Below are 20,339 nucleotides of genomic sequence, written 5' to 3'. Positions count from 1 at the left end.
GGGAGATTATACATACGGCGCAGCGGGACGACCAGAGACGTTATCCACCATTTTTTGACCGGTAGAGAGGGGAAGAGTGGTGCTGTAGAGAAAATGTTTTTGTGGCGTATTCGTGATTCAATTATTGACCTCACGCATCATTCTGTACAAAAAATGACCTTATAATAAATATGCCAAATGGATGAGGAGGGGAGGAAATCACATGAGTGTAATGACGCTGAAACGCAATATGGTGAGTAAAATCATCAATGCGCGCATCGATCTCGACGCTTACCTGCAACTCAGAAAAGCGAAGGGATATATGTCAGTCAGCGACAACGAGCATCTGCGTACTAACTTGTTTGATTTATGTGGTGAATTGCGCAGCAAGGCACCACATCTGATACAGTCCGCAACGCCAAAAGAAAGGGATGCTTTGCGGCAGGCAGGCGAGGCTATCGCTTCTGCGGCTGTGTGTTTGATGACCGGGCACCATGACTGCCCGACCTCCATCGCCGTGAACGTGGAATCGCTCGAACGCTGTTTGACCACGTTGAGTGAAAGCATTCGAAATATGAATGGTCACACCCATCATTTGCACGCCTGACCTCAGGGGGGAGAGATACCCCCCTGTTAAAGGTTTTGTAAAAATCCCCGCATTATCAATGACGTTGTCTACCCTTAAGCCAAACAATGGCGGCAACCGGAGTGGGCTATGCGGCGGGTTTTTCTTTCTCTTACCTTGAGTTCTCTGCTTTATGTGACTTCCGTTCAGGCTGCGGGGGTGAATGTCGAAGTGCTTCAGAACAAGCTGAATCATCCCTGGTCGCTGGCTTTTTTGCCCGATGATCGCGGACTGTTGATTACACTACGCGGCGGCGAGTTACGACACTGGCAGGCGGGAAAAGGGCTTTCTGCGCCGATAGCGGGCGTGCCGCAGGTGTGGGCGAATGGCCAGGGGGGGTTGCTGGATGTTGTGCTGGCGCCCGATTTTGCACAATCACGTCGCGTCTGGCTGAGTTTTGCAGAAGCGGATGATAACGGTAACGCAGGAACGGCCGTGGGTTACGGTAAATTAAGCGAAGATAACCAACGGTTGACCGATTTTAACGTCATGTTTCGCCAGATGCCGAAGCTCTCTACCGGCAATCATTTCGGTGGCAGACTGGTATTTGACGGCAAAGGCCATCTTTTCATTGGTCTTGGCGAAAATAACCAGCGTAGCACCGCGCAGGATCTCGATAAATTGCAGGGCAAAGTGGTGCGTCTGACGGAAGACGGCAAGGTGCCCGAGGACAATCCATTTGTGAAGCAACCCGGGGCGCGCCCGGAAATCTGGTCTTACGGTATCCGTAATCCGCAGGGAATGGCGATGAACCCATGGAGTGATGCGTTGTGGCTGAACGAGCATGGCCCGCGTGGTGGGGACGAAATCAATATTCCGCAAGCGGGGAAAAATTATGGCTGGCCGCTGGCGACGCACGGCATTAACTACAGCGGGTTGCCTATCCCTGAAGCGAAAGGGGAAACGGCCGCCGGAACAGAGCCGCCGCTGTTTGTCTGGAAAAAATCTCCCGCACTGAGCGGCATGGCGTTTTACGATGCGAAGACCTTTCCCCAATGGCAGCACAGGCTGTTTATTGGCGCGCTGAAGGATGAATCAGTGATTGTTATGCAGGTTGAGGGCGATAAGGTGACTGAGGAGTCAAGGATACTCGGCGATCGCAAACAGCGCATCCGTGATGTTCGCGTCGGGCCCGATGGTTATCTCTATGTCTTAACCGATGAGTCCGACGGCGAGTTGCTAAAAGTGAGTCCTCAACATTAACGCATGATGTGGCGGCGTTTCCCGTAGCCTCGTCACCTGAGCGACATCAGGTAACGGGGATCATCACCACATTCTGAAATGCCGGGCGTTCAGCAAGTTGTTGATACCAGCGTGTCAGATGCGGATGCGGCTGCCAGGTTTTCACGGCCTCCAGCAGGTTGTATATGAACGGTGCGACGGCGATATCGCCCACGCCAAATTCATCGCCGGATAACCAGTTGTGTTTCGCCAGTTCAGCATCGAGGATAGTCAGCAGCGGTTCACATTCGGCGATGGCCTTATCAATCAGCGTCTGGTCGCGCTTTTCCGGCGGAGTGCGCACCAGGCCCATCAGAATCAGACGATGTGTGGGGGAAAGCGTGCCATTGGCCCAGTCCATCCACTTCTCACCCTGTGCGCGTTTTACCGGGGCGTTCTGCCAGAGACGCCCCTGACCATACTGCGCCACTAAATAACGCACGATGGTATTGGACTCCCAGAGTACAATTCCGGCTTCATCATCTTTCAGTAGCGGCACCAGCCCATTGGGATTGAGTGCCAGAAATTCGGCGTCGTGATTTAAGCCAAACTCCATGCCCGCCATAATCTGCTGATAAGGCAGCTCCAGTTCTTCCAGCGACCAGCGAACTTTTTTCACGTTTGTTGAGTTATTTCTTCCCCACAGCGTAATCATAACCACCCCTGCATTTCGTATTTGTACGTATCAGCATGGTGATTCAAACTTGCGCGTTAGGCAATCTTGATCAAAAAATTGTTCAGGTTTTTCGCACATCGCCGGGATCTTGCGTAAACTTAAAAAACTTTACCAACTTACTGTTTCTTTAAGAGAGTTTGTACGTTATTACTCACCGCCTGGTGCAGCACGGTTACGGTAGTGGCGTGTTTTTTTGGAATGGATACTTGGGTGGCTTTTATGACGCGTAATGCTTTTTCCCTTCGTGGCCTGGTGACGGGCTCTGCTCTTTTACTTCTTGTCGCGCCTGCGGTGCAGGCGGCGGAACAACTTCCCGACGCGCCGTCAATTGATGCGCGAGCGTGGATCCTGATGGACTACTCCAGCGGTAAAGTGTTGACCGAAGGGAACGCGGACGAAAAGCTGGATCCGGCAAGTCTGACCAAAATCATGACCAGCTATGTTGTGGGCCAGGCGCTGAAGGCGGGGAAAATTAAACCGACCGATATGGTGACTATCGGTAAAGACGCATGGGCGACGGGTAATCCGGCACTACGTGGTTCATCGGTGATGTTCCTGAAACCTGGCGAACAGGTCTCGGTTGAGAACCTCAATAAAGGGGTGATTATCCAGTCCGGGAACGACGCCAGTATCGCTATCGCCGACTTTGTGGCGGGCAGCCAGGACTCTTTCGTCAGTCTGATGAATAGCTATGCGCAGAAAATTGGCCTCACTAATACCACCTTTAAAACGGTGCACGGCCTTGATGCACCGGGGCAGTTCAGTACCGCGCGCGACATGGCATTGCTGACCAAAGCGATGATCCACGATGTGCCGGAAGAGTATGCGATTCATAAAGAGAAAGAGTTCACCTTTAACAACATCCGCCAGCCGAACCGTAACCGTCTGCTGTGGAGTTCAAGCCTGAACGTGGATGGCGTGAAAACCGGTACCACGGCAGGGGCGGGGTATAACCTGGTCGCATCCGCGAATCAGGGGGAAATGCGATTGATTTCGGTGGTTCTTGGCACGAAAACGGATCGTATTCGTTTTAATGAGTCGGAAAAATTGCTGACCTGGGGCTTCCGTTTCTTCGAAACGGTGACGCCGATTAAACCGGATGCTACTTTTATCACCCAACGCGTCTGGTACGGCGATACTCGTGAGGCAAAACTTGGCGCCGGTGAAGCAGGCTCGATCACCATCCCGAAAGGGCAACTGAAGAACCTGAAAGCCAGTTATACCCTGACGCAACCGCAACTGACCGCGCCGCTGACCAAAGGCCAGGTGGTCGGTACTATCGACTTCAAACTGAATGACAAAACCATCGAACAGCGTCCGCTGATTGTTATGGAAGCGGTGGAAGAGGGCGGTTTCTTTAACCGGATACTCGACTTCGTGCTGATGAAATTCCACGAATGGTTTGGTAGCTGGTTCTCTTAATCCCTTCAAAACGGGCGAAATTCTTCGCCCGTTTTTTCTTAACATGTCATTAAGATTTTCTAAATTGTCTCTCGTTGACTCACCCCGATAATAGTACGGCCATTAGGTTGGCACATTCTTATTTTTAGTGAATAAGAGAATTTCCGACTATTATTTATTTTTATTAGAGAGACGCTCGTGAAGGAATATAAAGCTGTTATATATCAAGAGGGTATGCTGGGAAGCCTGCTTCTGGGTGGTTCAAAAGTCAATCCTGTTAAATTAAGTGATTTTCTGAATAAAAATGCCAAAGAGGGTTGGCGAGTCGTGACGATGGAAAAGGATAATCGCCGCATGCTGCTATTTTTTATGCGTGAAGCTTATGTCATTATTCTTGAAAGAGACATATGAAAAAAACCATCATTGTCTGTCTGGTAATTTTGGTGGCATGGTCATGTCTGGCGCTGATTCAGTTATGGTTCGTCCCGCTTAATGGCTGGACATTTATTAAAATATCCATCACCGCTGGCGTACTGGATGTCGTGGTATTGGTTGTCGGTTTATGTCGACGAGAATATTGTGAAAACACCAAAATGAAAGACGATGGATATATAGACTAAATATATTATTCGTCACCTGAACGCGTAATTAGCATCATACGGTGTCATCCGTATGATGCTAACTCTCACGTTTACCACACCATTTCAATATTCTTTTCTTTGCAGTAATCCAGTAAAGCCCGTTCCGGTGCTGCATCACTTACCAGTACATCAAACTTCTCCAGCGCCCCCATTCTTGCCGGGCGTACCTTACCAAATTTACTGTGATCCGCCACCAGCACGTGGTAGCGCGCCTGACGCATCGCCCAGTGTTTTACTGGTAATTCTTCGAGATTAAAGCAGGTTGCACCCTGAACAATGTCGATGCCAGCCGCTGAATAAAAGGCGATATCCGGGCAGAGATGGGTCAGCGTATCCTGTTCACTTAGCGGTTTAAAAATCGCGTTACTGGCGTGAAATTCACCGCCGCAGAGGATGACCTTACAGTGTGGTTTTTCCTGCAACGCCAGAAAGGTATTCAGTGAATAGCAAACGCCGGTAAAAGGCAGCTCATTATCAATAGCGTCAATGATCCACGGTGTCGTCGTACCGCAGTCAAAAAAGGCCATCTGGTGTGCTTTCAACAACTGCGCAGCATGCTGGGACGCGCGCTTCTTTTCATCCACCAGACGCGTTTTTTGATCGCTTAACAGATAATGTGAAGCGCTGCGCGGCTCAAGAACAATATATCCGCCAAGCAGCACGACAGGCCCGCTTTGGCTGTTCAGGTCACGGCGAACCGTCATTTCTGAAACGCCCAGCAGTGCTGCGGCTTCTTTAAGATGCAGTTTATCGCTGCGCTTTAATGCCTGAATGAGTTGACCAATCCGATCGTCGCGTCGTGTTTCCATGTTTCCTCTACCGGGCCAGCTCCGGCAGGGCGCCGGAGTCAGCCTGCCATATTACCTGCGCCTGACGGCTTAGTCACGCACCCAGCCTTTACGGATGGGCAGGGAAAACAGCATGCGATAGAGCGATTGTAGACGCAGGTATACTTGTGCGCCAAAACGGTGCCAGAGCATCTGTGAGGTCAGGCAGCCAATAAGCCCGCTGATGAAACCGCCGAGCATATCCATCGGCCAGTGAACGCCCAGATAAACGCGCGACCAGGCAATCGCGCAGGCAATTGCCATCAGTACTGCGCCAGACCACAGACGATGCCAGAGCAGGAATGCCAGCGCAAAGGTGAAAATCACCGTGCCGTGATCGCTTGGGAAAGAATCATCTGCCGCATGGGGCAGGAAGTTGTAACCCATGCCCTCGACAAAGGGGCGATCGTGCGGGAACAGATGACCGATAACCCATGAAAGCGTCAGGCTGACGGCAATCGCCAGCGCAGTTTTTACCACCAACTGGCGCTGCGCGCAGACATGCTGCTTCGGCCCCCATAGCCAGAGCGCAACGGCCAGAAAGGGGACGATTGAGATGAGGTCGCGGGCGATAAAGGTCGCGAGGGCTATCAGCCATTGCGCTGAAGCCGGCGTGGCATTAATCAGCGCAAAGAGTTCGTGATTCAGGGTTTCCAGCATAACATCCAGACTTTTATGACAGATTAATGACCGATACCTTAAAAAGCTTAACCGCAGCGGTAAAGGGGGATTGTCTTAATTCCACCGGCGCTTGCGAGCAATTTAAACTAACTCTTTGAATTTGCCTCAGTATACGCAGGCAAGGTTAAGCAAACCTTAAACGAGTGAAAATGTGCGAAAATATTACGTGTGAGCGATAATTTACTATCGTCACTACGTGGCTTTGATTAAACTGCGCCTCTTTTATACTGAGTTAGCTATTCGCAATGAGTCATACCTCTCTTTCCGGCAAACGTCTGGGCCGTCAGGCGCTGCTTTTTCCGCTCTGTCTGGTGCTGTACGAATTTTCTACCTATATCGGCAACGATATGATCCAGCCGGGCATGCTGGCTGTGGTGGATCAATTCAATGCGGGCAATGAGTGGGTTCCCACCTCGATGACAGCCTATATGGCCGGTGGGATGTTCTTACAGTGGCTGCTTGGGCCGCTGTCGGATCGTATTGGCCGTCGTCCGGTGATGTTAACCGGCGTGGTCTGGTTTATCGTCACCTGTCTTGCCACGCTGCTGGTGCAGAACATTGAACAGTTTATTTTCCTGCGTTTCCTGCAGGGAGTCAGCTTGTGCTTTATCGGCGCAGTGGGCTACGCAGCGATTCAGGAATCCTTCGACGAAGCAACCTGTATTAAAATCACCGCGCTGATGGCGAACGTGGCGTTGATTGCGCCACTACTCGGCCCGCTGGTCGGGGCGGCGTGGGTTCATGTTGCCCCGTGGGAAGGCATGTTCGTGCTGTTCGCGCTACTTTCTGTTGTCGCTTTTGGCGGCTTGTTCCGCGCAATGCCGGAAACGGCGACACGTATTGGTGAAAAACTCTCTCTGGGTGAGCTGGGGCGTGATTATGCGCAGGTGCTGAAGAACGGACGTTTCCTCGCCGGGGCGCTGGCGACGGGGTTCGTCAGCCTGCCGCTACTGGCGTGGATTGCGCAGTCGCCGGTGATTATTATCAGCGGCGAGCAGGCCAGCAGTTATGAGTACGGCCTGTTGCAGGTGCCTATTTTCGGCGCGCTGATTGCCGGTAATCTGACACTCGCGCGCCTGACGTCACGTCGTTCCGTGCGTTCATTGATCATCATGGGCGGCTGGCCGATTATGGCCGGGCTCATTCTTGCTGCGGCGGCAACGGTGGTCTCCTCCCACGCCTATTTGTGGATGACGGCGGGGCTGAGTGTTTATGCATTTGGTATTGGTGTGGCAAATGCGGGGCTGGTGCGTTTGACCTTATTTGCAAGCGATATGAGTAAAGGCACCGTCTCTGCGGCGATGGGCATGTTGCAGATGCTGATTTTTACTGTCGGCATTGAACTGAGCAAGCATATGTACCTGCAGGGCGGAAATGGCCTGTTCAGCCTCTTTAACCTGGCGAACGGCGTGCTGTGGCTGGTGGCGGTTGTGTTCTTTCTTAAGGATCGGAACGTAGGTAGTAGCAACCAGCCGTAATCATATCTGTGCCCGGCTATTCTGCCGGGCATCTTTCAGGCGAACGGCGCTTCACCGTTAAGTGCTTTTTCAATAACGTCCAGTACGCCTTCTTCGTTATTATGCGCCGCACGATATTTTGCGACGGATTTCACCACGTCGGAAGCATTGGCCATCGCAAAGCCGTAACCGGACTGCTGCAACATTTCAATGTCATTGCCGCTGTCGCCAAAGGCCAGCACTTCGCTGTCATCCACTCCCCAGCGCGCCTGAAGCAGTCGCAGCCCGTTCGCTTTGTGGACGCCCGGAACGATAAGATCGATGCTGCCGTGACCCGTGGTGACGGCGGTGAGCATATCGCCCACTTCCGCATGAATCAGTTTTTGCATCTCAGGCACCAGCGTGTCGGGTACGTTGAGGCCAAACTTGAGGAAAGTGTCGTTAATATTGTCGAAGTTATCGACCTGTTCAAGACGATGATAGTAGCGAGCGGCGATTTCTTTAAACCCATTATTATAGCTTTTCAGCGTATAGGCACTCTGTTTACCACAGGCGATGATTTCCAGTTCAGTATGGGTTTGCAGAAAACGGACTACATCCCGGAAGTGGCGTGAAGGGATACTGCTATTGAAGATATCTTCCCCCGCGTCGACGACCCAGCCGCCGTTTTCGGCAACGAAAGCAATTTCATCGACTATCTCCGGGAAGAAAGAGATGAGCTGATAGTACTGGTTACCGCTGGCGACGACGAAGCGGATCCCCTGTTGTTTCATACGCTGATACTGATCAAGGAAGCGCTCGCGATTATACGTTTTTGTATCGCTGAGGAAGGTGCCATCCATGTCGACTGCAATTAGTTTAATACTCATCCATTATTCTCCATCACAACGTTGGGTTCAGGTTTGGCGACCGCTCGTGCGACCAGGGCAGCAACCAGTACCAGCGCCAGTACCGCGAGCATGGCGCTGCGCAGACCGTAATGTTCACCGAGGAATCCCAGCAGCGGCGGCCCGACAAGAAATGCAAGATAACCTGTCGTGGCCACCACGCTGACGCGCGTCGGGGCATCGGGGCCGGTATCGCTGGCCGCGGAAATCGTTAACGGGAAGCCCAGCGATGCGCCCAGCCCCCACAGAATGACCGATACACCCGCTACCCAGTCAACATCCACAAAGATAATTAGCGCAATGCCGAGTGCACCCATCAGCGCGCTGGCGCGGACGACCGTTACACGGCTGTAGCGATCGATGAACCAACCGCCGGTGAAACGCCCAATGGTCATCCCCAGTGTGAAACCGGCGTAGATCAGCGCACCGGATTTTGGGCTAAAACCGTGCCCGTCAACCATCAGTAACGGCAACCAGTCGTTTGCAGAACCTTCGGCGAACGCCATCGCCAGCACAACCACGCCAATCAGCATCAACTGCATATCACGCCAGAAAGGGACACCTTTTTCGTTATGCTGCGTACCATCGGCGGCGTTTTTGCCTGTCCCATCCGGGATCGCCCGAATGGCAATGGCGATGGGGGCAATCCCCACTAACGCCGCCAGCCCGATGTGCAACATGGCGGGCAAACCGAAGGCGGTAAGCGCCATCCCGACACCTGCGCCCACCAGGGTGCCGAAGCTGTAAAAACCATGCATCATCGGCAGCACGGTTTTTTGCATCTCCTGTTCTACGGCCGCCCCTTCGACGTTAATCGCCACTTCTGCTGCGCCAAAACTCCCGCCAAATACGGCCAGGCCGGCCGCGAAGATCCAGGCGGAGCTGAACCAGAGCGCGATGCTTAAAATAAACATCCCGATGACCGCGCAGGACATGGTGGTACGGATCACCTTACGTGTACCAAAACGCTTCACTAACGGGGCTGAACACAGAATACCGCTCATCGACCCGACCGACAGCCCGAACAGCACAATGCCCATTTCAGCCGTCGACAGCGATAAAATATCGCGGATAGCAGGCGTGCGCGTGGCCCAGGAAGCCATCAGTAAACCCGGTAAAAAGAAGAACATAAACAGCGCATACATGCGCAACTGAAGGGCTTTGCGGGGCGTCACGTGGTTATCCATTCGCATAAATAAAGAAATAATGCGACAACACTAGCAAGGCTATGTACATTTGTACATAAACAAACGAGGAGAAATATGGCTCGCCGACCCAACGACCCGCAGCGTCGGGAACATATCCTGGACGCCACGCTGGAAACGATTTCTGCCCATGGTATCAGCGCGGTAACGCACCGCAAGATTGCCAGTTATGCGGACGTCCCGCTGGGCTCGATGACCTATTACTTCGACGGCATTGAGGCGCTGCTGGTGGAGGCATTCACCGTATTTACCGAGCGTATGTCGCAGGAGTATCGCGACTTTTTCCGCAAAGTGGAGAACCGAGCGCAGGCCTGTGACGCCATCACCCAGCTTATCTTCAGCAGTGAAGTGACGACGCCGCGTAATATGACATTGATGTATCAGTTGTATGCTTTCGCCAGCAACCGACCCGCCTTAAAAGGCGTAATGCAAAACTGGATGCAGCGCAGCCAGCAAACGCTGGAACAGTGGTTCGACCCGGCCACCGCCCGCGCGCTGGATGCCTTTATTGAAGGCATGACGCTGCATTTCGTCACCGACCGCCAGCCGCTGACGAAGGCGCAGATACGGGAGAAGGTGGGGCGGATTGCGGGAGAGGGGATGTAGAAAACAAAAAACCCATCAACCTTGAACCAAATCTGGCGGGGTTGATGGGCTCCACAAAATGGGGACATCAAAGAAAAGCAGTGGCATAAGTTATGACTGACGCTTATGCGAAAAGTTCTCTGTATCCCCAAAAATTTTTCTAAACAATTAAGTCTAAGAATTATCCTAGCCCAGGCCAGATGATGATAATTAGCGTACCTGCCAGGGTTAACAATACGTTAGCGATGGCGTAGGTTCCGGCGTAGCCGAGCGCAGGAATGTTGCTTCGGGCTGTATCGCTGATGATTTCCATTGCCGGTGCACAGGTACGTGCGCCCATAATCGCGCCGAACAGCAGGGCGCGGTTCATTCGCAGGATATATGCGCCAAACAGGAAGCTGATCACTACCGGAACCAGGCTGACGATAAGCCCGGCAATCAGCATCTGCCCGCCGACGGCACCCAAACTATGGCCGATACCGCTGCCTGCGCTTAAGCCGACGCCTGCCATAAACACCATCAGGCCGAACTCTTTTACCATATTCAGCGCGCCCTGCGGGATGTAACCAAAAGTCGGATGGTTTGCACGCAGGAAACCGAGCATGATGCCGGCAAACAGCAGGCCCGCGGCGTTGCCGATGCCAAAGCTAAAGTTGCTGAACTGGAAGGTGATCATGCCGATCATCAGGCCAACGATAAAGAAGGCGCAGAAGGCCAGCAGGTCGGTGACCTGGCTGTGAATAGAGACGAAGCCGATGCGATCGGCAACTGTTTTCACGCGTCGCGCGTCGCCGCTGACCTGAAGGACGTCACCTTTGTTCAGTACGACGTTGTCGTCGATAGGCATTTCGATTTGGCTGCGGATCACGCGGTTAAGGAAGCAACCGTGGTCGGTCAGTTTGAGCTGTGCCAGGCGGCGACCGACGGCATTGTGGTTCTTAACGACGATCTCTTCAGTCACGATGCGCATGTCGAGCAGGTCGCGGTCGAAGACCTCTTTACCATTACGGAAGCTTGGGTCGAGACGCGCGTGGGCGTCCGGATAACCGACGAGGGCAATTTCGTCGCCCATTTGCAGAACAGCGTCGCCGTCCGGGTTTGCCAGAATACCGTTGCGGCGGATGCGCTCGATATAGCAGCCGGTCTGGCGGTAGATCCCAAGTTCGCGCAGGTTTTTGCCGTCAGCCCACGCCACCAGTTCCGGGCCAACGCGATAGGCGCGAATAACCGGGAGATAGACTTTACGGTTGCTGTCTGTATCCAGCCCACGTTCACGGGCAATTTGCTGGGCGCTGGTTTGCAGATCCTGATGTTGCAGTTTAGGCAGATAGCGCGCGCCAACAATCAGGCTCACCAGGCCAATCAGATAGGTGAGGGCGTAGCCGAGGCTCAGGTGATCCTGGGCAATGGCCAACAACCCGGGTTCCATCCCTGAGTGGCGTAGCGTATCGCCTGCGCCAACCAGCACTGGCGTCGACGTCATTGAGCCAGCCAGCATGCCCGCCGTCAGGCCGATGTCCCAGCCGAACAGCTTACCCAGACCCAGGGCGATCAGCAGCGCGCTGCCGACCATCACCAGCGCCAGCATCAGATAATTTTTGCCGTCGCGGAAGAAAATTGAAAAAAAGTTAGGCCCGGCTTCTACGCCAACGCAGAAAATAAACAGCATAAAGCCGAGATTGAGCGCATCGGTGTTAATACTGAAATGCTGCTGGCCTAATAACAGGGAGACGACTAAAACGCCAATAGAATTACCGAGTTGAACGGAACCCAGACGTAATTTCCCCAGGCAAAGGCCAAGTGCCAGCACCACGAATAATAACAGGATGTAATTCCCATTTAACAAATCTGCGACGTTTATATTCACGGAGACTAACTTCTTGTTTACCAGTAACTTGTTGAAAGAGATGGTTATTTAGTCTAATGTTTTGGTTCAGACAGCCGCGTAAATGCCTCTGTTCTGTACCTACAAAATAACCAAAAAATTGAAGCCGTTAGTTTAATCGTTCCTTATCACTTCGGCTAGCAACAATCGCTTTTTGTACTTAAGTGTTTTGGCACGGAATGCCAGATGCTTTATCTGACTGGGCGCCCGACGGGTGAAATGTTGAGTTTGATAGAGAATTTTTCAGGAGGATCTTTTGAGATCTGAACGCGGCTGGACCGGCGTGATCTGCTGTTTCCTGCTTTTTATCGTGGTTTTCTTTTCATTGCTGTTGCACATGAAAGGGGCGTTTCGTGCCTCTGGTGCGCCTGAACTGGGGTTATTGTTCTTTTTGATCCCCGGCGCGGTGGCGAGCTTTATCTCTCCTGGAAGACGGTTGTTGCGGCCGTTGGTCGGGGCGATCCTTGCGGCACCTTTGTGTCTGGTGATGATGCGGCTGTTTTTCTACTCTGAGCGTTCGTTCTGGCAGGAGCTGGCGTGGTTATTCAGTGCGGTGTTCTGGTGCGCGCTGGGTGCGCTGTGCTTTCTGTTTGTGACTGCGCTATTACGGCTGAAAAATCGTAATGCCTGACGCCCACCCTGTTGATGGGCGTCGGGAAATCAGGCGTAAAGACCCAGCGTCTCTTTTGCCCAGGCTTCAAAATCTGCGCACCCGCCAATGTGTTGCTGATCGACGAAGATCTGCGGCACAGTCTCAACCGGTTTGCCTACTGTTTTTTCCAGGTCAGCTTTGCTGATGCCTTCCGCGTGAATATCAACGTAGCGGTAGTTGAAGTCGTCGCGTTCCTGCGTCAGTTTTTCAGCCAGTTCTTTTGCGCGAACACAGTACGGACAACCCGGGCGACCAAAAATTACGGTGAACATCGTTTCTCTCCTCAACTTAAAAATATCATTTCAGCCTGACGGCGAAGGGCGTCATCATGACGCCCTTACGCGTAATGGGAAAGAAGATTCTGCCTGTTGCTTCAATTCATTCTGACTATGTGTGGCGAAATGCCCTGCAACAATCGCGGCGGCTGAGATAGACTTGAGTTCTGACATTTCAGCACGGTTAAGCGGAGGACGCATGCGTTCGCTCGGGTCGTTACCCAAAAGCGTTTTAATTCTGGAAGCGATAGGCATGGTGTTGCTGGGAGCCGCGTGGCTCTCGCTCAACGACTATGTCACGTTGCCTGCGCCCGTCTCCAGCCAGGGGGCGGCGGTGGTGATGATTTTTGCCGGAATAATCCTGATGCTCCCCGCCGCCTTTGCCCTGTTTTGGGGCATGGCGCAAACCGTTGCACCACAACTGATGGGGCGTAATACCAAAACGCCTCCTAAGCCAGATAAGGAAAAACATGATGACGCCGACCATTGATCTGCTTCTCAGCCATCGTTCTATTCGCCAGTTTACCGATAAGCCCATCAGCGATGAGCAACGCGCAGCAATTATTGCCAGCGCTCAGGCGGCTTCCAGTTCCAGCTTTTTACAATGCAGCTCGATTATCCGCATTACGGACAAAACGATGCGCGCGCAACTGGTTGAGTTGACCGGCGGTCAGCAGCATGTGGCACAGGCGGCGGAGTTCTGGGTATTTTGCGCTGATTTCAATCGTCACCTGCAAATCTGTCCGGATGCGCAACTGGGCCTGGCGGAGCAACTGCTGCTGGGCGTCGTCGACACCGCGCTGATGGGGCAAAATGCCTTCACCGCGGCGGAGTCACTGGGGCTGGGCGGCGTTTATATCGGCGGCATTCGTAACAGTATTGAGGCGGTAACTGAATTGCTGAAGCTGCCAAAACATGTGCTGCCGCTGTTTGGCCTGTGCCTTGGCTGGCCGGACAGCAATCCGGACATTAAGCCGCGCTTACCGGCCTCGATTGTGGTGCATGAAAATCACTATCAGCCGCTGGACGCAGGCGAACTGGCGAAGTATGACGAGCAGCTTGCGGAGTATTACCTGTCTCGCGGCAGCAATAATCGTCGTGATACCTGGAGCGATCATATTCGTCGCACCATCATTAAAGAGAACCGCCCGTTTATTCTCGACTACCTGCACAAGCAGGGGTGGGCGACGCGTTAAGCGATAAAAATCCGCATATATTCGGCCTGGCGGCATGTGTATCATACTCGGGGTTATTCAGGGTTTTTAGCGAGGTAAAGGGTGAAAATTGCCATTTTGTCCCGGGATGGAACGCTCTATTCCTGTAAGCGTCTGCGTGAAGCAGCGATGAAGCGTGGTCATATTGTCGAAATACTCGACCCGCTCTCCTGTTATATGAACATTAGTCCGTCAGCGTCCTCGATTCACTATAAAGGGCGCAAGCTTCCCCATTATGATGCGGTGATCCCGCGGGTGGGGTCGGCTATCACCTTTTACGGTACGGCGGCGCTGCGTCAGTTTGAATTGCTGGGCAGCTATCCGCTTAATGAATCTGTTGCCATCACTCGCGCGCGCGACAAGCTGCGTTCGCTGCAACTGCTGGCGCGCCAGGGTATCGACCTGCCGGTGACCGGCATTGCCCACTCCCCCGATGACACCAGCGATTTGATCGCGATGGTAGGCGGCGCGCCGCTGGTGGTGAAACTGGTGGAAGGCACTCAGGGGATTGGTGTGGTGCTGGCGGAAACGCGCCAGGCGGCGGAAAGCGTGATTGATGCCTTTCGCGGCCTGAACGCGCATATTCTGGTGCAAGAGTATATCGAAGAGGCGAAAGGCCGTGATATTCGCTGTCTCGTGGTCGGCGATCGCGTCGTGGCCGCCATTGAACGACGGGCGAAAGAGGGCGATTTTCGCTCTAATTTGCATCGTGGCGGGATGGCGACGGTGGCGGATATTACCCCGCGTGAACGTGAGATAGCCGTGCAGGCAGCGCAAACGCTCGGGCTGGATGTGGCGGGGGTAGATATTCTGCGCGCTAAACGTGGCCCGCTGGTGATGGAAGTCAACGCGTCTCCGGGGCTGGAAGGTATCGAAACGACCACCGGCGTTGATATTGCGGGCAAAATGATCGAGTGGATTGAGCGTCAGGCGCATCCTGGTTTTTGTCTGAAAATGGGCGGCTAAGGCTGTTTTTGCAGCTTTCGTGGTATGCGGATTCATTTTTGAGTAAGCTATAGCCAATCTGTGCCGGGTATACAGCCTGGCATTCTTCTGTTTTATACCGCATGAGGTCATAGGTCATATGGATTCTCTCGTCGTCCCGGGTCTGGATACGTTACGTCAGTGGCTCGACGAATCAGGCATTAGCTTCTTTGAGTGCGATACCTGTCAGGCGTTGCACCTGCCGCATATGCAAAATTTTGATGGCGTTTTTGACGCGAAAATCGACCTTATTGATAACACGATCCTCTTTTCTGCGTTGGCGGAAATTCGCCCTTCAGCTCTGTTAGCCATGTCGGCGGATCTCTCGGCGATCAACGCCAGCTCGCTGACGGTCAAAGCATTCATCGATATACAGGATGATAATTTGCCAAAACTGGTCGTATGCCAGTCTTTATCGGCGACCGTGGGCGTCACTTACGAGCAGTTCGTCGCGTTTATGCGTCAGAGCGAGGAGCAGGTGTCGATGGTCATCCTGGAAGCTTTTGCCCAGCAGTTGCTGTTTAAAGCAGAAGAAGAGGAAGAGCAACCTGCGGAAGAGGTTCAATACCACTTTCTTCACTGATCCCGCCACGGAATAACGCAGCCACTGCCAGAGGGGCTGCGTATCACGTTCTTTTATCCCGTCTGTAACCTTAATTTAAAGTTTCATTCACTACCTGAAGGCGCCTTTTGGCCTATCAGATAAAGTGATCTTGCATAAAAAATTGATAAAAGGCGTTTTTAACGCCGAGCTATGGCCTCTATCTCTGGCTACAGTTATTCTTGCGATACCCGGATGATCCCCCTCAGAGACCAGAATTTTTACCGATCTGGCGAGGTTTTTGCATCCGTTAAGCGAGCAATGGCTGCAGCGAGAGGATCTTTTTCTTCTTCAATGCAGTACAAAAAATATGCATGAATTTTGCATGCCTCCGACTGCGTAGTTTTGGTCCAAATGTTAACGGACGTTGAGAAGGAAAAGAGATATGGCCGCTTTCAGTAAAAAATGGTTAACAGGTCTGGTCACGGGGGTGTTGATGGCCACCACGGCCAGTGCGCTCGCTGCGGAACAAAAAACGCTGCATATCTATAACTGGTCTGACTATATCGCGCCGGATACGGTGGCGAATTTTGAAAAAGAGACCGGAATTAAAGTGGTTTATGATGTTTTCGATTCCAACGAAGTTCTGGAAGGGAAACTGATGGCGGGCAGTACCGGTTTTGACCTGGTCGTGCCGTCGGCAAGCTTTCTGGAGCGTCAGTTAACGGCGGGCGTCTTCCAGCCGCTGGACAAAAGTAAACTCCCCAACTGGAAAAATCTCGACCCGGAAGTGCTGAAGCTGGTTGCGAAGCACGATCCGGACAACAAATATGCCATGCCCTATATGTGGGCAACCACCGGTATTGGTTACAACGTCGATAAAGTGAAAGCAGCGCTGGGCGCGGATGCGCCGGTAAACAGTTGGGATCTGATCCTGAAACCCGAAAATCTGGAAAAGCTGAAGAGCTGTGGCGTCTCTTTCCTCGATGCGCCTGAAGAGGTGTTCGCCACGGTGCTGAATTATCTGGGCAAAGATCCGAACAGCACCAAAGCGGATGATTACACCGGCCCGGCGACGGATCTGCTGCTCAAACTGCGCCCGAATATTCGTTACTTCCACTCTTCGCAATACATCAATGACCTGGCCAATGGCGACATCTGTGTCGCCATTGGTTGGGCGGGTGATGTCTGGCAGGCGGCTAACCGCGCAAAAGAAGCGAAGAATGGCGTAAACGTCTCGTTCAGTATCCCGAAAGAGGGGGCGATGGCCTTCTTTGATGTCTTCGCGATGCCTGCCGATGCTAAAAACAAAGAAGAAGCTTATCAGTTCCTCAACTACCTGATGAAACCGGAAGTCGTGGCGCATATCAGCGATCATGTGTTCTACGCTAACGCCAATAAAGCGTCCACGCCGCTGGTCAGTGAGGCTATCCGTAATAATCCTGGTATTTATCCGCCACCGGATGTTTTCGCCAGGCTCTTCACCCTGAAGGTACAGGAGCCGAAGATCGACCGCGTGCGTACTCGCGCGTGGACTAAAGTTAAAAGCGGTAAATAAGACGATACCCGCCCGATGTGCGCTGTCGGGCGGGTGACAAAGCCGTTTTTCGTATGGCGACCGGGCCATATCGAGTATGTTTTTATGCCGGAGAGCACCCATTGAACGACGCGACCCCCCTCCCACAGGCGAAAATCCGTAAAGCGCTTACCCCGCTGCTGGAGATCCGTAATCTGACGAAATCCTATGATGGCCAGCACGCCGTTGATGACGTCAGTCTCACCATTTACAAAGGCGAAATATTTGCACTGCTGGGCGCTTCCGGCTGCGGAAAGTCGACGCTTCTGCGTATGCTGGCGGGTTTTGAGCAGCCGAGCAGTGGGCAAATCATGCTTGATGGCGTCGACCTCGCGCATGTTCCGCCGTATCAGCGTCCGATCAACATGATGTTTCAGTCCTACGCGCTGTTCCCGCATATGACGGTAGAGCAGAACATTGCCTTTGGCCTGAAGCAGGACAAATTGCCAAAAGCGGAAATAAACTCCCGCGTCGCCGAAATGCTGGCGCTGGTGCATATGCAGGAGTATGCCAAACGCAAGCCGCATCAGCTTTCCGGCGGCCAGCGTCAGCGCGTGGCGCTGGCAAGAAGCCTCGCCAAACGGCCTAAATTGCTGTTGCTTGATGAGCCCATGGGCGCGCTGGATAAAAAGCTGCGTGACCGCATGCAACTGGAAGTTGTCGATATTCTGGAACGCGTCGGCGCCACCTGTGTGATGGTGACTCATGACCAGGAAGAGGCGATGACGATGGCCGGACGTATCGCCATCATGAATCGTGGGAAGTTTGTGCAGATAGGCGAGCCTGAGGAGATTTACGAGCATCCGACTACCCGCTATAGCGCGGAGTTTATCGGCTCGGTGAATGTCTTTGAGGGACTGCTGAAAGTGCGTGAAGAGGATGGCCTGGTGATTGACTCTCCGGGGCTGGTGCATCCGCTGAAGGTGGACGTTGATGCCTCGGTGGTAGACAACGTGCCGGTCTACGTCGCGCTGCGCCCGGAAAAAATTATGCTTTGCGAGACGCCACCTGCCAGTGGCTACAACTTTGCCGTGGGGGAAGTGGTGCACATTGCCTACCTCGGCGACCTCTCTATTTATCATGTGCGTTTGAAAAGCGGGCAGATGATCAGCGCGCAGCTACAGAATGCGCATCGCTACCGGAAAGGGTTACCGACCTGGGGCGATGAAGTACGTCTGTGCTGGGATGCTGATAGCTGTGTCGTTCTGACGGTGTAAGGAGGGCGAATGGGTGCTTTAGAATCGCCAGCCTCGGTGAATAAACCGGGCGGCCTTGCGCAGTGGCTGGCGCGTATGAATCTGGCTCATGGGCGTAAGCTGGTTATCGCGCTGCCATTTATCTGGCTTATTCTGCTGTTTTTATTGCCATTTTTGACGGTATTCAAAATCAGTCTCGCTGAGATGGCGCGCGCGATCCCGCCCTATACCGATCTCATGTCATGGGAGGACGGGCAGCTTACGTTGTCGCTCAATTTTGGTAACTTCCTGCAACTGACCGCCGACCCGCTGTATATCGAAGCCTATTTCCAGTCATTACAGGTGGCGGCCATTTCGACCCTTTTCTGCCTGCTGCTGGGATATCCACTGGCCTGGGCCGTAGCGCACAGCAAACCTTCAACGCGTAATATTTTGTTATTGTTGGTGATCCTGCCGTCATGGACATCGTTTCTGATTCGCGTTTATGCGTGGATGGGCATCCTGAAAGGCAACGGTGTGCTAAGCAATTTCCTGCAATGGACAGGCATAATTGATCAGCCGCTGGAGATCCTGCACACCAATCTCGCGGTCTATATCGGGATCGTCTATGCCTATCTGCCGTTTATGGTGCTGCCTATTTATACGGCGTTGACGCGGATCGACTACTCGCTGGTGGAGGCGTCGCTCGATCTCGGCGCCAGGCCGCTGAAAACCTTCTTCAGCGTGATTGTGCCGCTGACCAAAGGCGGGATTATCGCCGGGTCGATGCTGGTGTTTATTCCGGCGGTGGGGGAGTTTGTGATCCCGGAACTACTCGGTGGCCCGGACAGCATCATGATTGGCCGTGTGCTGTGGCAGGAGTTCTTTAACAACCGCGACTGGCCGGTGGCGTCGGCGGTGGCGATTGTCATGTTGCTGCTGTTGATTGTGCCGATTATGTGGTTCCACAAACATCAGCAAAAACAGATGGGAGAACACGGATGAATAACTTACCGGTCGTCCGTTCGCCATGGCGCGTTCTGATTCTGGTGCTGGGTTTTACCTTCCTGTATGCGCCAATGTTGATGTTGGTTATCTACTCGTTCAACAGCTCAAAACTGGTCACCGTCTGGGCGGGCTGGTCGACGCGCTGGTATGGCGAACTGTTTCGTGACGACGCGATGATGAGCGCTGTGGGGCTTAGTTTGACCATTGCCGCCTGCGCGGCGACGATGGCGGCGATCCTCGGTACCATAGCGGCGGTGGTGCTGGTGCGCTTTGGCCGTTTTCGCGGCTCAAACGGTTTTGCATTTATGATAACCGCGCCATTGGTGATGCCGGACGTAATAACGGGTTTATCGTTGCTGCTGCTGTTTGTTTCGCTCGGTCATGCCATTGGCTGGCCGTCCGATCGCGGCATGCTGACAATCTGGCTGGCGCACGTCACGTTCTGTACGGCGTATGTGGCCGTGGTTATCTCATCGCGTCTGCGCGAGCTGGATCGTTCGATTGAAGAGGCTGCGATGGATCTCGGCGCAACACCGTTAAAAGTGTTTTTTATCATTACGTTGCCGATGATTATGCCGGCGGTGATTTCCGGCTGGCTGCTGGCGTTCACGCTTTCGCTGGATGACCTGGTGATTGCCAGTTTCGTCTCCGGCCCGGGGGCAACCACGCTGCCGATGCTGGTGTTTTCAAACGTGCGCATGGGCGTCAACCCGGAAATCAATGCACTGGCAACACTCATCCTTGTGGTGGTAGGAATTGTCGGATTTATCGCCTGGTATCTGATGGCACGCGCAGAAAAACAGCGAGTGCGCGATATCCAACGTGCAAGACAAGGATAATCCTC

The 20,339-nt window shown here is 53.2% G+C and carries 23 protein-coding genes; 16 read left to right on the top strand and 7 right to left on the bottom strand.

The annotated features are described in order from the left end of the window. Nucleotides 1-202: 202 nt before the first annotated feature. Nucleotides 203-586, top strand: a complete 384-nt coding sequence (locus VSR74_RS05655; protein ID WP_347793809.1) for a biofilm formation regulator BssR — start codon at nt 203-205, stop codon at nt 584-586. Between the two features lie 108 nt (nt 587-694). Then, complete coding sequence (locus VSR74_RS05650) at nt 695-1,807, top strand: PQQ-dependent sugar dehydrogenase (RefSeq protein WP_347793808.1); 1,113 nt, start codon at nt 695-697, stop codon at nt 1,805-1,807. Nucleotides 1,808-1,853: 46 nt separating this feature from the next. On the opposite strand, the gene VSR74_RS05645 is transcribed toward VSR74_RS05650, so the two are convergent. Then, a complete protein-coding gene (locus tag VSR74_RS05645; protein ID WP_347793807.1) occupies nt 1,854-2,480 on the bottom strand; it encodes a glutathione S-transferase family protein in 627 nt (208 codons plus the stop codon). A 240-nt stretch (nt 2,481-2,720) separates the two neighbouring features. Between VSR74_RS05645 and dacC the strand changes: the two genes are divergently transcribed. The 3 genes from dacC (at nt 2,721) to VSR74_RS05630 (ending at nt 4,522) form a co-directional block, all read left to right on the top strand. Then, nucleotides 2,721-3,923, top strand: coding sequence for a serine-type D-Ala-D-Ala carboxypeptidase (gene dacC / locus VSR74_RS05640; RefSeq protein WP_347793806.1), 1,203 nt, complete (start codon nt 2,721-2,723; stop codon nt 3,921-3,923). A gap of 177 nt (nt 3,924-4,100) precedes the next feature. Continuing rightward, nucleotides 4,101-4,313, top strand: a complete 213-nt coding sequence (locus VSR74_RS05635; RefSeq protein ID WP_347793805.1) for a DUF4177 domain-containing protein — start codon at nt 4,101-4,103, stop codon at nt 4,311-4,313. After that, on the top strand, nt 4,310-4,522 hold the full coding sequence (locus VSR74_RS05630; protein ID WP_347793804.1) for a hypothetical protein: 213 nt from the start codon (nt 4,310-4,312) through the stop codon (nt 4,520-4,522). The genes VSR74_RS05635 and VSR74_RS05630 overlap by 4 nt, the downstream gene beginning before the upstream one ends. 71 nt (nt 4,523-4,593) lie before the next feature. On the opposite strand, the gene deoR is transcribed toward VSR74_RS05630, so the two are convergent. After that, a complete protein-coding gene (gene deoR / locus VSR74_RS05625) occupies nt 4,594-5,352 on the bottom strand; it encodes a DNA-binding transcriptional repressor DeoR (protein ID WP_347793803.1) in 759 nt (252 codons plus the stop codon). Between the two features lie 69 nt (nt 5,353-5,421). Then, nucleotides 5,422-6,030 carry an undecaprenyl-diphosphate phosphatase gene (ybjG, locus tag VSR74_RS05620; RefSeq protein WP_347793802.1) on the bottom strand — a complete coding sequence of 203 codons (609 nt, stop codon included), beginning with the start codon at nt 6,028-6,030 and terminating at the stop codon, nt 5,422-5,424. Between the two features lie 266 nt (nt 6,031-6,296). Here ybjG and VSR74_RS05615 point away from each other — a divergent pair, with 266 nt between their 5' ends. Continuing rightward, nucleotides 6,297-7,529: an MFS transporter gene (locus VSR74_RS05615; RefSeq protein WP_347793801.1), complete on the top strand. Its 1,233-nt coding sequence runs from the start codon at nt 6,297-6,299 to the stop codon at nt 7,527-7,529. A 35-nt stretch (nt 7,530-7,564) separates the two neighbouring features. Here the strand turns inward: VSR74_RS05615 and VSR74_RS05610 are convergent, their stop codons facing one another. Beyond that, nucleotides 7,565-8,377 (bottom strand): Cof-type HAD-IIB family hydrolase, encoded by an 813-nt coding sequence (locus VSR74_RS05610; RefSeq protein WP_347793800.1) that lies wholly within the window; start codon nt 8,375-8,377, stop codon nt 7,565-7,567. Next, the gene (locus VSR74_RS05605; protein ID WP_411914226.1) at nt 8,374-9,582 is read right to left on the bottom strand and encodes an MFS transporter; all 1,209 of its coding nucleotides are present in this window, start codon (nt 9,580-9,582) and stop codon (nt 8,374-8,376) included. Before VSR74_RS05605 ends, VSR74_RS05610 begins: the two co-directional genes overlap by 4 nt. A 75-nt stretch (nt 9,583-9,657) precedes the next feature. Here VSR74_RS05605 and VSR74_RS05600 point away from each other — a divergent pair, with 75 nt between their 5' ends. Next, complete coding sequence (locus VSR74_RS05600) at nt 9,658-10,206, top strand: TetR/AcrR family transcriptional regulator (protein WP_347793798.1); 549 nt, start codon at nt 9,658-9,660, stop codon at nt 10,204-10,206. A 160-nt stretch (nt 10,207-10,366) separates the two neighbouring features. Here the strand turns inward: VSR74_RS05600 and VSR74_RS05595 are convergent, their stop codons facing one another. After that, the gene (locus tag VSR74_RS05595; protein ID WP_347793797.1) at nt 10,367-12,052 is read right to left on the bottom strand and encodes an aspartate:alanine antiporter; all 1,686 of its coding nucleotides are present in this window, start codon (nt 12,050-12,052) and stop codon (nt 10,367-10,369) included. A 274-nt stretch (nt 12,053-12,326) separates the two neighbouring features. Between VSR74_RS05595 and VSR74_RS05590 the strand changes: the two genes are divergently transcribed. Then, nucleotides 12,327-12,701: an inner membrane protein YbjM gene (locus tag VSR74_RS05590; protein ID WP_347793796.1), complete on the top strand. Its 375-nt coding sequence runs from the start codon at nt 12,327-12,329 to the stop codon at nt 12,699-12,701. 29 nt (nt 12,702-12,730) lie between these two features. Here the strand turns inward: VSR74_RS05590 and VSR74_RS05585 are convergent, their stop codons facing one another. Further along, nucleotides 12,731-12,994: a GrxA family glutaredoxin gene (locus VSR74_RS05585; protein ID WP_347793795.1), complete on the bottom strand. Its 264-nt coding sequence runs from the start codon at nt 12,992-12,994 to the stop codon at nt 12,731-12,733. Nucleotides 12,995-13,196: 202 nt separating this feature from the next. On the opposite strand from VSR74_RS05585, the gene VSR74_RS05580 reads away from it, so the two are divergent. The 8 genes from VSR74_RS05580 to potI all read left to right on the top strand — a co-directional run bounded on the left by VSR74_RS05580 (nt 13,197) and on the right by potI (nt 20,334). Further along, nucleotides 13,197-13,487 (top strand): DUF1418 family protein, encoded by a 291-nt coding sequence (locus VSR74_RS05580; RefSeq protein ID WP_347793794.1) that lies wholly within the window; start codon nt 13,197-13,199, stop codon nt 13,485-13,487. After that, entirely contained in the window at nt 13,471-14,193 is a 723-nt protein-coding gene (gene nfsA / locus VSR74_RS05575) for a nitroreductase NfsA (protein ID WP_347794359.1), read from the top strand. Before VSR74_RS05580 ends, nfsA begins: the two co-directional genes overlap by 17 nt. A gap of 81 nt (nt 14,194-14,274) precedes the next feature. Further along, the gene (gene rimK / locus VSR74_RS05570) at nt 14,275-15,177 is read left to right on the top strand and encodes a 30S ribosomal protein S6--L-glutamate ligase (protein WP_347793793.1); all 903 of its coding nucleotides are present in this window, start codon (nt 14,275-14,277) and stop codon (nt 15,175-15,177) included. A 118-nt stretch (nt 15,178-15,295) separates the two neighbouring features. After that, a complete protein-coding gene (locus VSR74_RS05565) occupies nt 15,296-15,778 on the top strand; it encodes a type III secretion system chaperone family protein (RefSeq protein WP_347793792.1) in 483 nt (160 codons plus the stop codon). A gap of 403 nt (nt 15,779-16,181) precedes the next feature. Further along, nucleotides 16,182-17,294, top strand: coding sequence for a spermidine/putrescine ABC transporter substrate-binding protein PotF (potF, locus tag VSR74_RS05560; RefSeq protein ID WP_347793791.1), 1,113 nt, complete (start codon nt 16,182-16,184; stop codon nt 17,292-17,294). A gap of 101 nt (nt 17,295-17,395) precedes the next feature. Next, nucleotides 17,396-18,529, top strand: coding sequence for a putrescine ABC transporter ATP-binding subunit PotG (gene potG / locus VSR74_RS05555; protein ID WP_347793790.1), 1,134 nt, complete (start codon nt 17,396-17,398; stop codon nt 18,527-18,529). A 9-nt stretch (nt 18,530-18,538) separates the two neighbouring features. Next, a complete protein-coding gene (gene potH / locus VSR74_RS05550; protein ID WP_347793789.1) occupies nt 18,539-19,492 on the top strand; it encodes a putrescine ABC transporter permease PotH in 954 nt (317 codons plus the stop codon). Next, on the top strand, nt 19,489-20,334 hold the full coding sequence (gene potI / locus VSR74_RS05545) for a putrescine ABC transporter permease PotI (protein WP_347793788.1): 846 nt from the start codon (nt 19,489-19,491) through the stop codon (nt 20,332-20,334). The genes potH and potI overlap by 4 nt, the downstream gene beginning before the upstream one ends. Nucleotides 20,335-20,339 lie beyond the last annotated feature (5 nt).

It is taken from the genome of Pseudocitrobacter cyperus (genome assembly GCF_039889165.1).
GTDB classification, from domain to species: domain Bacteria; phylum Pseudomonadota; class Gammaproteobacteria; order Enterobacterales; family Enterobacteriaceae; genus Pseudocitrobacter; species Pseudocitrobacter cyperus.
The sequence above is the reverse complement of the archived record's forward strand: the minus strand, read 5'-3'. Positions and strand labels throughout refer to the sequence as shown.

Bases quoted from the DNA above. Each gene is read 5' to 3' on its own strand.
- VSR74_RS05655 (WP_347793809.1), top strand. From the start codon at position 203: ATGAGTGTAATGACGCTGAAACGCAATATGGTGAGTAAAATCATCAAT.
- VSR74_RS05650 (WP_347793808.1), top strand. From the start codon at position 695: ATGCGGCGGGTTTTTCTTTCTCTTACCTTGAGTTCTCTGCTTTATGTG.
- VSR74_RS05645 (WP_347793807.1), bottom strand. From the start codon at position 2,480: ATGATTACGCTGTGGGGAAGAAATAACTCAACAAACGTGAAAAAAGTT.
- dacC (WP_347793806.1), top strand. From the start codon at position 2,721: ATGACGCGTAATGCTTTTTCCCTTCGTGGCCTGGTGACGGGCTCTGCT.
- VSR74_RS05630 (WP_347793804.1), top strand. From the start codon at position 4,310: ATGAAAAAAACCATCATTGTCTGTCTGGTAATTTTGGTGGCATGGTCA.
- deoR (WP_347793803.1), bottom strand. From the start codon at position 5,352: ATGGAAACACGACGCGACGATCGGATTGGTCAACTCATTCAGGCATTA.
- ybjG (WP_347793802.1), bottom strand. From the start codon at position 6,030: ATGCTGGAAACCCTGAATCACGAACTCTTTGCGCTGATTAATGCCACG.
- VSR74_RS05615 (WP_347793801.1), top strand. From the start codon at position 6,297: ATGAGTCATACCTCTCTTTCCGGCAAACGTCTGGGCCGTCAGGCGCTG.
- VSR74_RS05610 (WP_347793800.1), bottom strand. From the start codon at position 8,377: ATGAGTATTAAACTAATTGCAGTCGACATGGATGGCACCTTCCTCAGC.
- VSR74_RS05605 (WP_411914226.1), bottom strand. From the start codon at position 9,582: ATGGATAACCACGTGACGCCCCGCAAAGCCCTTCAGTTGCGCATGTAT.
- VSR74_RS05600 (WP_347793798.1), top strand. From the start codon at position 9,658: ATGGCTCGCCGACCCAACGACCCGCAGCGTCGGGAACATATCCTGGAC.
- VSR74_RS05585 (WP_347793795.1), bottom strand. From the start codon at position 12,994: ATGTTCACCGTAATTTTTGGTCGCCCGGGTTGTCCGTACTGTGTTCGC.
- VSR74_RS05580 (WP_347793794.1), top strand. From the start codon at position 13,197: ATGCGTTCGCTCGGGTCGTTACCCAAAAGCGTTTTAATTCTGGAAGCG.
- nfsA (WP_347794359.1), top strand. From the start codon at position 13,471: ATGACGCCGACCATTGATCTGCTTCTCAGCCATCGTTCTATTCGCCAG.
- VSR74_RS05565 (WP_347793792.1), top strand. From the start codon at position 15,296: ATGGATTCTCTCGTCGTCCCGGGTCTGGATACGTTACGTCAGTGGCTC.
- potF (WP_347793791.1), top strand. From the start codon at position 16,182: ATGGCCGCTTTCAGTAAAAAATGGTTAACAGGTCTGGTCACGGGGGTG.
- potH (WP_347793789.1), top strand. From the start codon at position 18,539: ATGGGTGCTTTAGAATCGCCAGCCTCGGTGAATAAACCGGGCGGCCTT.
- potI (WP_347793788.1), top strand. From the start codon at position 19,489: ATGAATAACTTACCGGTCGTCCGTTCGCCATGGCGCGTTCTGATTCTG.